The organism is Gordonia sp. SGD-V-85, from assembly GCF_001456905.1.
In the GTDB taxonomy this organism is placed as follows: domain Bacteria; phylum Actinomycetota; class Actinomycetes; order Mycobacteriales; family Mycobacteriaceae; genus Gordonia; species Gordonia hongkongensis.
In genome coordinates, this window is the sequence record NZ_LNQO01000025.1 from 1 (window position 1) to 12,692 (window position 12,692).

A 12,692-nucleotide genomic window follows, 5' to 3' on the forward strand; every position below is an offset into this window, starting at 1 on the left:
CCTTCGTGGCTCGTCGCTGATATGTAGTGCTGCTCTGTCAAGTCCCATGGCGAAATTGCCTCCTTCTCAGGGGCTGTTGTGGGGTTGGCCACCCGCCGCGGTGTGTGGTGGTCGTTACTCGCGACGGTGTTGTCGGACTGATATACGCGGGTTGGTTACCGCTCAACGGTGTTCGACAGGAGATGAAAACGCTGGCCGACGGGTCTATGTAAACGTGCGTACCGTGCACCCAAAAGTGCTGGCGCACATAGCGACGCCGTGGATTCGTTCCCTGTTCACCACAGCGGGAGTCCCGCGACGGGTGGCCAAGATTGTGTGTCAGTGCTGGTTAGTCGTCGAGCACCGCCAGCGACCAGCACCAGCCGGCGAGCTCACGAGCGATCGCGGTGTTGGCCACGCAGGGATGTTTGCTGCGGCGGTCGAATTGTTGCCAGCGCTTGTGTAGCCGACGATTGCCGGCATGGCCACGGGCGCGGGCAGCCGGTGAGGCCGCCTCCCACCGGCGGCGCATGGTCTGTCCGGGTGTGGCGTAGGGGCGTCGGTGTTGCCAGGCCGCCTCGACCAGTAGCCGCCGCACGTGGGCGTTACCGGCCTTGGTGATCGATCCCTGACTGCGGGTCCCGCCGGTCGAGTATTCCGAGGGCACCAATCCTGCGTAGGAGCCGATCGTGGCGCCGCTAAACCGTGACCAGTCGCCGATCTCGACCGCCAGAGCGAACGCGGTCAGCGTCGACACACCCCGCAAACACGACAGCCGGGTGACCACCGCCTGCCACGGATCGGTGGCCGCGGTCTGTTCGATCAGCTCATCGAGGCGGTCACGGCGGGCGGTCACGCTCAACACCGCGTCCAGGTCGTTGTCGAAGGCGGCTTGCAGCAGCGGCAGCTCGAAACGTTGACGCTGCAGCCACCGCTGATGAACACCGGTCCAGGGTTTCCCGCCGGAGTAGACGATCCCCTGTCGCAGAAGCAGTTTGGACAATCGATGCCGAGCGCGCATCAGGTCGCTGCGGGCGTCCTCGCGGGCGCGGACCAGATCCCGTGCGGCTTCGGTGCCCACCTCAGGAACACTGACCGCCACCACTTCGCCCAGGCGCAGCAACTTCGCCAAGTGTGCAGCGTCTCGGGCATCGGTCTTGACGCGGTCCCCGGCTGGCCGCTGCAGCTTCGAGGGCGCGGCAACCACACACCCCATCCCGGCCGCCGTGATCGCCCGCGCCAATCCGAAGCCGGTCGGACCGGCCTCATAGGCCACCCGCACCGGCGGGGCCAGGCCTTGTAGCCAGCTGACGATGGTCGCCGCATCGGGGACCAAGGTCTGCCGAATCACCTGCCCGGTGTCTTCATCGATGGCATGAGCGACCACCGAGCGTGCGTGAACATCCAATCCGACACTTGTACCCTGAACAATCACCGGAGGCCTCCTGATCTGCAATGTGGTGCTACCGCAGAGTGTGAACTCAGCAGCAGCAACCCACGATGTGTTTGCAGCTTGAGGCCTTCGGCCCCAAGGCCCTCATACCGTCTATCGCTCCTCGCACCTCAGGGAGCAATGGTTATGTCGTTCTTTCGGATCAGGGAGCAGTGTGGTCGCGCCCTCCGCAAGCTCCGGGAGCAGAACGGGACCAGGGGGCATGCGGTTCTTGCGGATCAGTCGCAGGCGGCCAGGAGCTGCTTGATCTCGTCGTCGAAGGCGTTCGCGATGGCCCACGGGTCCGGGGTCTGATCGGTGCAGCCGACGATGCCGATGTTGAGGTTGCCGTCGGCGGAGAAGACCGTGATGTTGAGTCCCAGGCCATGCATGATCGGGCCCAGCGGGTAGACGCCGGTCACGCGCGCGCCGAGGAAGTACAGCGGGAAATCCGGGCCGGCGACGTTGGACACCAGGACGTTGAACACCGGCGGATGCGCCGACGCCCAGTTGCGGTCGCCGTAGATCTTCATCGCGGTGGACAGTGTCGTACCGGGAGCGAACTGCGCCCAGGACCGCAGGATGTTCGCGTCGATCTCGGCGTGGTGCTCCTTCGAGGTCCGGCTCAGCTCTGCCTGCTTCCGCAGCCGCGCGACCGGATCGGGCTCGTCGGAGGACAGCAGGGTGAACATGCCGGTCACCTTGTTGGTGCCCTCGACGACGAGGTCCTTCTCGTCGGCGCCGTGCACCGAGACCGGGACCATCCCGACCAGCGGACGATCGGGGAGCTCGTCGTGGCCGAGCAGGTAGGTGCGCAGTGCCCCGCCGACCATCGCGAGCACGACGTCGTTGAGCTTCACCTCGAAGTGGTCTTTCACTCGCTTCACATCGTCGAGCGAGAGCTGGGTGACGGCGATGCTGCGGTGCGGGGTGATGGGTGCGTTGAACCGAGTCCGCGGGGCACGGAACGGTGCGGGCATCGCCGAATCCTGTTGTGCCCGACGGAACCAGCCGACGGGCACGCTCAACGTGCGGGGGAGCAGTTTGGCCATGGCGAGGGGCCGCTGCACGAAGTAGTTGACCGCGCCGCCCGCGGCCATCGCGACGCGCGACGACGGGCCGGCCGACTCCCCCACCTTCTCCGCGTCGAGATCCGGCGGTTCGGGCGTGAGCGTGCACATCTGGGCGAGCATCTCGGCGCCCGTCACACCGTCGGTCCCGGCGTGGTGCATGCGCAGCATCGCGCAGACCCGGCCGTCGGCGAGACCCTCGATGATCCACAGCTCCCACAGCGGCTTGCCCCGGTCGAGCGTCTGTCCGGCCAGATGACCGCACAGTTCGGCGACCTCGCCGGCGCCGCCGGGGGCCGGCACGCCGACCCGGTGCACGTGACGCTCGATGTCGAAGTCCTCGTCTTCGATCCACACCGGGTGGTCGATGTTGAACAGCGAGTTGTCGAGTTTCCGCCGGAACGCGGGTATGGCAGCGATGCGTCGTTCCATCTCGGCGCGGAGTTTGTCGAAGCGGTAGCCGCCCGGCATGGTGCTCGGATCGATCTCGAACAGACCGATGACATGCATCAGTTGCGAGCGCGTCTCGAGGTAGAGAAACGATGCGTCCAGTCCGCTCAAGCGCTGCATGGGATTCGCCTTCCCTCGACGTCGGGCACCCGACCCCGTGGGCACCCCACGCCATCATGCCGCACGTGACGACCCCGGCGGGGTCGGTTCCGACACAGCCGTGACGGCGTCGAGATGCCAGATGATCCCGGCTCAGAGCGGCAGCGCGTCGACCATGTCCAGAATGTCTTGTCCATCCGTTTCGAGGACGACGATCATGGCCAGCTCGCGCGACGGGTCGTCGGTGATCTTGAAGACCCCGCGTCCGTTCTCGTCGATCAACCCCGTCCCGTGCCGCCATCGCACCGGCCGCGACGTCGCCGAGGAACGCGAGTACTCCGCGTTCAGCGCATCTCGGGACGCGAACCAGAACACCCCGAAGGGGCGATCGACCGAGCCCGCGGCACATCGGACGACGAACACGGTGCGCACCTGACCCGCTCCGGTCTCCGACGGCCCGACCTCGTCGCGGCCGCCGGAGTATCGGCGGATGCACTCGGTGTTCATCCACTGCGCCGCGGTGTCGGGGGCCTGCGGGAGCAGCTCCGGGAACTGCGCCACCAGCGGCGCGAACTCCCCCCAGCTCGCGCCCGTCCGGACCCGCTGCACGGGCCCAGGCTCGGAGTACACACCCGCGCGGATCGCGATGACCCGGTAATCATGTTCTCCGGCAGGCACACTCACGTCCTCGGCGGAGGTCTCGGGTCCCTGGTGGACGACGTAGCCGTCGCCGCGGAGCAGCTGATAGGCCGACGCCCCGGCGACCGGGTCCCACGACGCGACCACCCGTCCCGGTCGCGCCTGCAGGGTCAGGCCGCCGGGGGTGTCCGGCGCGTCGGGCGCGGTCACCGACCGGACGACGACGAAGCCGCCGACGGCGACCACCGCAGCGACGAGCACGATCAGCCCGATCAGCCACGGGCCCGACTCGAACCGGCGTGGCGAGCGCGGTGTCGTGGTGGGGGCCGTCGAGGGTGTCGGCGAGGTCATCAGATCGGCAGCCTTCGCAGAACGTCGCCGGCTGCGGCGGCGGGCTCACCCGGGACGACCACCCACACCACCGAGCGGGCATGGTCGCCATCGTCGAAGGTGAGGATCGCCTGCCCCTGATCCCGCTGCTTGTCCGACAGGTACAGCGTGCCGGTGTGCCCCTGCGCGGTGGTGTAGTCGACGCCGCGGAGGTCGTGGGCGGTCACCCTCGCCGCCGCGACCGCTTCCTCCGGGGTCTCGTAGGTGTCGACGATCACTTGATACGCCGCCACACCCGGGTCCGACGCCCGCCCGCTGTCGTCGCCGGTCGCGGCGTCGGCGTCGCGGGTACACGACACGGTGCGTTTGCTCGACGAGAACGCGAGATCGCCGTCCTCGCCCCAGCAGCGCATCGCGTCGAAGCCGTTGGTGCTCAACGGCGTGGCCGGGATCAGGTCGTGGTACAGGTCGGCGATGGGCTGCAACTCGCCCCATGTCATGAAGACATCGACCTGTTCGGAGTTCCGGGAGAAGTCCGACACCCGGCCGCCGTCATGCGCGGCGACCTGATACGTGTACATGCCGGGCACCGGCCGGGGCGCAGTGAACTCGGTGGCGGGCCCGGAATAGATCACGTCCTCGTTCTGGGTGACCACGTAGTCGGTGGCCCCGGCCACGCCGTTCCAGGTCAATTCGACAGCGGTGGTCGTGACCTCCACGTCCGGGGGATCGGGGGTGTCCAGGGAGGTGGCCGACATGCGTGCGAAACCGATTCCGGCGCCGAGGATTCCGGCAACGAGCACCGCCACGATGGCGATCGCGGCGAGGTGGCGAGGCCGACGGACGGAAGTGGGTTGCGTCGCATCGTCATCGGGTGGCCAGGTCTGCAACGGACCCGGTTGCACGGGCGGTGGCGTGTACCCCGTGCTCCCCGCGACGCCGGCGCCGACGTGCCGGAACCCCGGGCTCGGTTTTGGACCGGCCGGTGCGGGCCCGACGGGGGTCCCGGCCGGGGGCTCCGTCGGGGGCTCGGGCCTGATCGCCGGGCCGATGAGCGTTGCGCGGGAATCGAAGACGTCGGCGAGCGCGGCGGCGAACTCCCCCGCCGTCGGGTGACGGCGACCCGGCTCCTTGGCGATCGCCCGCGCGAGCACGGCGTCGACCCCGGCGGGCAGCGCCCGGTTGCGGGCGCTCGCCGACGGGGGTTCGTGATGCATGTGCGCGGTCATCAGTCCGTGCAGCGACGGTGAATCGAACGGCGGTGCACCGGTGAGGAGTTCGTACGCGGTGGCAGCGAGAGAATAGATGTCGCTCCGGCCGTCGACGCGCAACCCCTCAATCTGCTCTGGCGAGGCGTAGCGCATGGTCCCGATGGTGATCCCGGTACCGGTCAGGTGGGTCACCTCGTCGAGGACCTGGGCGATGCCGAAGTCGGTGAGCTTGACGGCCTCCGGGGCGCTGTCGGTGTCGCCGTCCGCGCCCGGCGTGATGAGGATGTTTGCCGGTTTGATGTCCCGGTGCATGACGCCGCGCCGGTGCGCCGCGTCCAGACCCGCCGCCGCCCCGGCGATGATCGTGCACGCGAGACCGGGGTCGAGGGGCGACTCCCGGGCGAGCATCCGGGCCGCGTCGGTACCCGGCACGTACTCCATCGCGATCCACAGCAACTCGTCGAAGACGCCACGGTCGTAGACGGCCACGATGTTGGGATGGTGCAGCGGAGCGACGATGTCGGCTTCGCGTTCGAACCGCGCGCGGAAGACCGGGTCCGCGGCGTGGACCGAGCGGAGCACCTTCAGGGCGTCGGCGCGCGGCAGCCGGGGATGCGCGGCCTGGTAGACCTCGCCCATGCCGCCGCGTCCGAGCACGTCGAGGACGCGGTACCCCGCGATCAGGTCCCCTACCTGGTACATGACGTCCTCACCGATCCGTGTGCGGTGGCTGTGCTGGGGACGAATGGTACCGATTGTCGCGAAACGCGGTGGACCACACCGGTGCGGACTCTACGATCGGCGGCGATGGAAACCACCGAGAACCCGACCCCGACGACCGCCGAATTCACCCCGGCAGAGCTCGACGAGGCCTTCGCACGGTTCCAGCGCACGGTCGCCGAGATCGCCGTGACCCGGGACTGGGATCGCTATGCCGAACTGTTCACCGAAGACGCCGACTACATCGAGCACGCCTTGGGCACCATGCGCGGCCGCGAGGAGATCCGGACCTGGATCTGGCGGACGATGACGTCGTTCCCCGGCAGTCACATGACCGGGTTCCCCTCGCTGTGGCATGTGGTCGACGCGCCGACCGGCCGGGTCATCTGCGAAGTCGACAACCCGATGCGCGATCCGGGCGACTCGACACACATCACCGCCACCAACATCACCATCCTCACCTACGCCGGCGACGGCCGGTGGAGTCGCGAAGAGGACGTCTACAACCCGATGGAGTTCGGGCGCGCGGCGATGCGCTGGTGTGAGAAGGCACGCGAACTGGGCACCATCGACGAACCGGCCACGGCGTGGATGGAGACGACGGGCGCGATGTTCACCTCGCGTCCACGTTCCGGTTGAGGGCCCGCCGACCTGCACGAACACCGGTTCCGGCGTCGCCCGTACCGACGTGACCGACACCACCGGCCGGACGCGTAACGCGACGCGCGGGCGTGAACGAAACCCAGGCGACGGACTTGGGACACCGGTGTGCGTGCCGTACGCTAGAACTTTGACCAGTGGCGACGGGGCGGCGCGGGGGACCCGGCCCGACACACCACGGTTCGGTGGGCGGGTGCGCACCTCCCCACGACGACGTCGCGAACCACGGTCGTGGCCGCCGGCCACGCACGCGGATCGATCGACACGACGCACGACGACGACACGCAATGACGACACACGCGGACACCGTTCGGAGGACATCTATATGGCACGCGACCTGACGCAACTCGAGCTACTCAAGGAGCTGGCCCCGGTTGCCGAAGACAACGTCAACCGCCACCTCAAGATCGCCAAGGACTGGAACCCGCACGACTACGTGCCGTGGGACGAGGGCCGTAACTTCGCCGCCCTGGGTGGCGTCGACTACGACCCCGAGCAGTCGCAGCTCGACGAGGTCGCCAAGGCCGCGATGATCACGAACCTCCTCACCGAGGACAACCTGCCGTCGTACCACCGTGTCATCGCCGACAACTTCTCGATGGACTCCGCCTGGGGCCACTGGGTCGGTCGCTGGACCGCCGAGGAGAACCGCCACGGCATCGTCATGCGCGACTACCTCGTGGTCACCCGCGGCGTCGATCCCGTCGCCCTCGAAGAGGCGCGGATGATCCACATGACCAATGGTTACGACCCGATGCTGGCCGCCGCCGGACGCGTGGACGAGCTCGAGGAGCACGCCGACGAGCTCGGTCTGCTGCATTCCGTGGCGTACGTGACCTTCCAGGAACTCGCGACCCGCGTCAGCCACCGCAACACCGGCAAGGCGTGCAACGACCCGATCGCCGACAAGATGCTGCAGCGCATCGCGGCCGACGAGAACCTGCACATGATCTTCTACCGCAACATCTGCGGTGCGGGCTTCGACATCTCCCCCGACCAGACGCTGCGCGCCGTCACCGACATCGTGACCAACTTCCAGATGCCCGGCGCCGGTATGCCCAACTTCCGTCGCCACGGCGTGCTCATGGCCAAGCACGGCATCTACGACCTGCGTCAGCACCTCGAAGAGGTCGTCATGCCGGTCCTGCGTAAGTGGAACGTCTTCGAACGCGACGACTTCAGCAGCGAGGGCGAGAAGACCCGCGAGGAGCTCGCCGCCTTCCTCGAGCAGCTCGAGAAGGACACCATCCGCTTCGAGGAGATGCGCGACCGTTCGCTCGCCCGCGAGGCCAAGAAGCGGGAGCAGCAGGCATCCTGAGCACCCTCGTCGACAGCCACCCGGCGCCCTCGACCACCGAGGGCTCGCTTCCCAGCTCCCTGAGGAGCGAGCTTGCGAGCGTCTCGAAGGGACTGCGTATCGGGTCCATCGAACTGGCCAGCCCGGTCGTACTGGCCCCGATGGCGGGTGTCACCAACGTCGCGTTCCGGACGCTGTGCCGCGAACTCGAGCTCGCCCGCACCGGAACCGTCTCCGGGTTGTACGTCTGTGAGATGGTCACGGCCCGCGCGCTCGTGGAGCGGCACCCGGTCACGATGCACATGACGACCTTCGGACCCGACGAGAACCCGCGGTCGATGCAGCTCTACACCGTCGACCCGGAGTACACGTACCAAGCCGCGAAGATGATCGTCGACGAGAATCTCGCCGACCACATCGACATGAACTTCGGCTGCCCGGTCCCCAAGGTGACCCGCAAGGGCGGGGGGTCGGCGATCCCCTACAAGCGCACGCTGTTCCGCAAGATCGTCGCGGCGGCCGTCCGGGCCACCGAGGGTACCGACATCCCGGTGACGGTCAAGTTCCGGATCGGCATCGACGACGATCACCGCACCCATCTCGACGCCGGCCGGATCGCCGCCGAAGAAGGTGCCGCGGCCGTCGCCCTCCACGCGCGCACCGCATCGCAGCGATACTCCGGTGAGGCCGACTGGGACGAGATCGCCCGCCTGAAGGAGCACGTCACCACCGTTCCGGTGCTCGGCAACGGCGACATCTTCGAACCCGCCGATGCGGTCGCGATGATGCGCCGGACCGGCTGCGACGGCGTCGTCGTCGGCCGCGGTTGCCTCGGCCGGCCCTGGCTGTTCGCCGAACTCGCCGCCGAACTCGGCGGTTTCGACGCGCCGGCGCCGCCGAACCTGGGCGAGGTCGCCGACATCATGGTCCGGCACTGCCAGCTCCTCGTCGATCACCACGGCGAGATGAAGGGTTGCCGCGAGATCCGCAAGCACGTCGCCTGGTACCTCCGCGGTTTCCCGGCCGGCTCGGAGATCCGGCGGCGGATGGCGCTCGTCGGCAGCGTCGACGAACTACGTGAACTGCTCGCCGAGCTGCCGGCCGACGCGCCGTTCCCCTCCGACGGTCACGGCCCGCGCGGCCGGCAGGGTTCGCCGGCGAAGGTCGCGCTGCCGGACGGCTGGCTCGACGACCCCGACGAGGACGTGATCCCCGCAGGCGCCGAGATCATGCACTCCGGCGGTTGAACCGGATTGCGAAAACCGTCACAACCGGTGCCCGGCTGAGACGCTTTCTCAGGTGGGATCAGTACTATTGCGCGGAGGTCCCGGCCGCCGGGGCCTCCATTCTGTGCGCACCGCGCTGGTCGAGCCCCGATCCGCGGTGACTCCGCGACACGACCACGGGGCATGAGGAACGTGCATTGAGTCGTAGGACACCGGGCCCGGACGACCCCGAGGTGGGCGACGCCGGTCGCTCTCGTCGTGGTCGACGCGCCGGACGCTCCCGCGACGACTTCGAGCCCGTCCCCGGTCCGGATGCGCCCGGTTCCACCGACCCGGGCTCCCCTCCCCCGGCGCACCCCAGCCTCCGCGAGCCACGCTCGGCAGATCGCTTCGTCCGGGGACGCACTCGCCTGACGGTTCGCCAGCTCATGGAGCAGATGAACGCGGAGGAGTCGTCACCGTCGGAGCCCCCCGCCGGCTCCGGCCGGTCCGGCACCCGCCGCGCTACTCCGCCGCGCCCGGAGTCGCGGACGTCCGAGCCCCCGTCGTCGACCCGCGGGCGGTCTCGCCGCACCGGACCGCCGTTCGGCGGAAATGCCACGCCACCGTCGGCCCCGGGCGGGCGGGTCCCCGCAGCTCCGCAGCCGGCGCCCGACGACCGCCCGACGACCGTCCATCGTTTCGACAACGAGGTCACCCAGAAGATCCCCACCGTCGGCGACGCCGCGCCCGACCTGTCCGATCGCGCCACCGAGCAGCGGGTGATCGAGGAATCCCGCGCGCAGGAGCCGGTCGCCGGCGGCCCGGCCGGACCGCCGGCCCAGCCCCCGCTGGAACGCACACCCGACCTCACCGAACCCCTCGCCCTGCGCTCGGCGCCTCGGCGCCATCCCGGACGCGACGAGGACCGGCAGCGCGCGATGCTGCGCAAGACCGCCGCGACCGGACGCATCCTGGTCGCCATCGCGTGCGTGCTCGCACTGGTGGGCACCGGCTTCGTCTGGGGTTACCTGCAGTCGTGGAACGGCAACTGGCGGAACGTCACCGCCGTCGACCCCGATGACCAGAACATTCGGAACAAGGACGCCCAGTACGGCGACGAGACGTACCTCATCGTCGGTACCGACACCCGCGGTGGCCAGAACTCCAGGGTCGGCGCCGGCACCACCGCCGACGCCGAGGGCGCCCGTTCGGACACCGTCATCCTGGTGAACATCCCGGCCAACCGCAGTCGCGTCGTCGCGGTGTCGTTCCCGCGAGACCTGCAGGTCGACCAGCCGGCCTGCCGCGCCTGGGACAACACGACCGGCGCCTATGGCGCCGAGATGCAACCGGCTTACGACGTGAAACTCAATGGCGTCTACGCCGCGGGCGGCCCGCAGTGTCTCGTGCGCGTGATCACCGCGATGAGCGGTTTGAACATCAACCACTTCATCGGGATGGACTTCGTCGGCTTCGAGAAGGTGGTCCGCGCGATCGGCGGCGTCGAGGTCTGCTCGACGGTGCCGCTCTACGACTACGAGATCGGCCAGATCCTGCGCAAGCCGGGCAAGCAGAAGCTGACCGGCCGCCGTGCGCTGAATTACGTGCGCGCCCGCAACATCAGCACGGAGGGCAACGGCGACTACGGCCGGATCAAACGCCAGCAGCTCTTCATGTCGTCGCTGTTGCGGTCGAGCCTGTCGGGCAATGTGCTGTCGAACCCCAACAAACTCAACGGGATCGTCAACACGTTCATCGAATACAGCTACGTCGACGGCGTCGACACCCAGTCGCTCATCAACCTGGCCGAGTCGATGCAGGGCATCGAGGCCGGCCGCGTCTCGTTCCTGACGATCCCGACGTCGGGTACCTCCACCGACGGCGCCAACAACGAGATCCCGCGCACCAGCGACATCGACGCGATCTTCGACGCCATCATCGACGACCTGCCACTCCCCGGCGAGCAGGCGCGTAAGAAGCCGCCGTCGTCGTCGAAGGCGCCGACGACTCCCGGCGCACCGAGTACCGACTCGAACGCCAGTGCTCCCGGACCCGTGACCGCGACCGCCCAGAACCCCGGCAATGTCGGCGTCCGGGTTCTCAACGGCACGGGCCAGACGGGCCTCGCCACCGAGGTGTCCGAGCAGCTCACGCCGTACGGTTTCGACGTTCGGGGTGTCGCCGATGCCTCGGAGAACCGCGACGACACCGTCGTGCGCTACGGGCCGGGACAGCGCGACGCCGCCGCGACGCTGGCCGAGATGTTCCCGAACGCGAGCATCCAGCTCGACCGCACGGTCAAGTCGGGTGTCGAGCTCATCGTCGGTGCGGATTTCACCGGCTCCCTGGAGTCGGTACCGGCCTCCGGGGCGACCCTGACGGCGAACCAGCTCGCACCTGCGGAGAACACCGGCAATCTGCCCAACGACCTGGCCATCACGAACGCGGGCGACACCACCTGTACGTGATTTCAGGTGTCGGTGCACTCGCAGGTGGACGGATCTGCACCCGACGTTCACTGGACGTTCATCGATCGGAGTCGGCCAGGAGTGATCACGCACGTATCCTTGGACCATGCGTACCGCCTATCAAGAGCAACTCGAGGCGCTGACCTCGGTATTGGGTGAGATGTGCGAGCTCGCCGGCACCGCGATGGCGCGCGCCACGCAGGCACTGCTGCAGGCCGATCTCGCCATCGCCGAAGAGGTCATCGGGGACACCGACCGGATGAGCCGGCTGACGGCTCGCGCGGAGGAACAGTCCTTCGCGCTCCTCGCCCTGCAGGCCCCGGTCGCCGGTGACCTGCGTGGAGTCGTGAGTGGATTCCAGATCGTCGCCGACGCCGATCGGATGGGTGCACTGGCGCTGCACGTCGCCAAGGTCGCCCGGCGCCGGCATCCCGCCAAGGCACTCCCGGAGGAGGTCAACGGCTACTTCGCCGAGATGGGCCGCCTGGCCGTCACCCTGGCCAAGAACGCACATGAGGTCCTCGTGACCAGCGACCCGCAGGCCGCCCTTCGTCTCCAGGAAGACGACGACGCCATGGACGACCTCCACCGCCACCTGTTCACCGTCCTGATGGACCGCGAATGGAAGCACGGCGTCGCCGCCGCGGTGGACGTGACCCTGCTCGGCCGCTACTACGAACGGTTCGCCGACCACGCCGTACTCATCGGGCGCCGCGTGGTGTTCACCGCGACGGGCAAGACCCCGGAGCAGTTCCAGAGCGTGGGGTGATTTCTCTCGCTCGGTGCTGAACATCGAGCGAGGGCCACACCGAAAGAGGCCGAGAATTCAGTTTCCGACACTGAATCTCGGCCTTTTTTCGTGTCCGTGAATATCTGGGCCCCAGCGACGTCGAGGAGATTTCACACGCGCCGAGGTCGTCGTTAGGGTGGCGACATGGCCCAGCACTATCCGACCGAGCCCGATTTCAATGCGGTGACCGACGAGGACGCAGAGGCTGCCGCCCACCGCCGCAAGATCCTGGCGTACCTGGGTGTGACCGCGTCGCTGGTCGCCCTGCTGGTGATCCTGCTGCTCAACATGTGACACCCCGACACGACGACCCAGGCACGACGAGGCCCGCTCCCCCGG

General features: G+C 68.3%; 10 protein-coding genes. 6 read left to right on the plus strand and 4 right to left on the minus strand.

Annotated elements, in window-relative coordinates; genetic code table 11:
• Positions 1-328 precede the first annotated feature (328 nt).
• The 4 genes from AS181_RS21430 to AS181_RS21445 all read right to left on the minus strand — a co-directional run bounded on the left by AS181_RS21430 (position 329) and on the right by AS181_RS21445 (position 5,912).
• Complete coding sequence (locus tag AS181_RS21430) at positions 329-1,414, minus strand: IS110 family transposase (protein WP_091344265.1); 1,086 nt, start codon at positions 1,412-1,414, stop codon at positions 329-331.
• Positions 1,415-1,650: 236 nt separating this feature from the next.
• Positions 1,651-3,051 (minus strand): WS/DGAT/MGAT family O-acyltransferase, encoded by a 1,401-nt coding sequence (locus AS181_RS21435; protein ID WP_058253525.1) that lies wholly within the window; start codon positions 3,049-3,051, stop codon positions 1,651-1,653.
• 132 nt (positions 3,052-3,183) lie between these two features.
• Positions 3,184-4,020, minus strand: coding sequence for a hypothetical protein (locus AS181_RS21440; protein ID WP_058253526.1), 837 nt, complete (start codon positions 4,018-4,020; stop codon positions 3,184-3,186).
• Positions 4,020-5,912, minus strand: a complete 1,893-nt coding sequence (locus tag AS181_RS21445; protein WP_058253527.1) for a serine/threonine-protein kinase — start codon at positions 5,910-5,912, stop codon at positions 4,020-4,022. Before AS181_RS21445 ends, AS181_RS21440 begins: the two co-directional genes overlap by 1 nt.
• A gap of 105 nt (positions 5,913-6,017) precedes the next feature.
• On the opposite strand from AS181_RS21445, the gene AS181_RS21450 reads away from it, so the two are divergent.
• From AS181_RS21450 to AS181_RS25215, 6 genes are all read left to right on the plus strand, one after another.
• The gene (locus AS181_RS21450; RefSeq protein ID WP_058253528.1) at positions 6,018-6,569 is read left to right on the plus strand and encodes a nuclear transport factor 2 family protein; all 552 of its coding nucleotides are present in this window, start codon (positions 6,018-6,020) and stop codon (positions 6,567-6,569) included.
• Positions 6,570-6,915: 346 nt separating this feature from the next.
• The gene (locus tag AS181_RS21455) at positions 6,916-7,908 is read left to right on the plus strand and encodes an acyl-ACP desaturase (protein WP_058253529.1); all 993 of its coding nucleotides are present in this window, start codon (positions 6,916-6,918) and stop codon (positions 7,906-7,908) included.
• A 59-nt stretch (positions 7,909-7,967) separates the two neighbouring features.
• Positions 7,968-9,134 (plus strand): tRNA dihydrouridine synthase DusB, encoded by a 1,167-nt coding sequence (dusB, locus tag AS181_RS21460; RefSeq protein ID WP_280361797.1) that lies wholly within the window; start codon positions 7,968-7,970, stop codon positions 9,132-9,134.
• Between the two features lie 176 nt (positions 9,135-9,310).
• Positions 9,311-11,563 carry an LCP family protein gene (locus AS181_RS21465; protein ID WP_058253531.1) on the plus strand — a complete coding sequence of 751 codons (2,253 nt, stop codon included), beginning with the start codon at positions 9,311-9,313 and terminating at the stop codon, positions 11,561-11,563.
• 106 nt (positions 11,564-11,669) lie between these two features.
• Positions 11,670-12,332: a phosphate signaling complex protein PhoU gene (phoU, locus tag AS181_RS21470; RefSeq protein WP_058253532.1), complete on the plus strand. Its 663-nt coding sequence runs from the start codon at positions 11,670-11,672 to the stop codon at positions 12,330-12,332.
• A gap of 165 nt (positions 12,333-12,497) precedes the next feature.
• Positions 12,498-12,647 (plus strand): hypothetical protein, encoded by a 150-nt coding sequence (locus AS181_RS25215; protein WP_165629676.1) that lies wholly within the window; start codon positions 12,498-12,500, stop codon positions 12,645-12,647.
• The last annotated feature ends 45 nt before the right edge of the window (positions 12,648-12,692 follow it).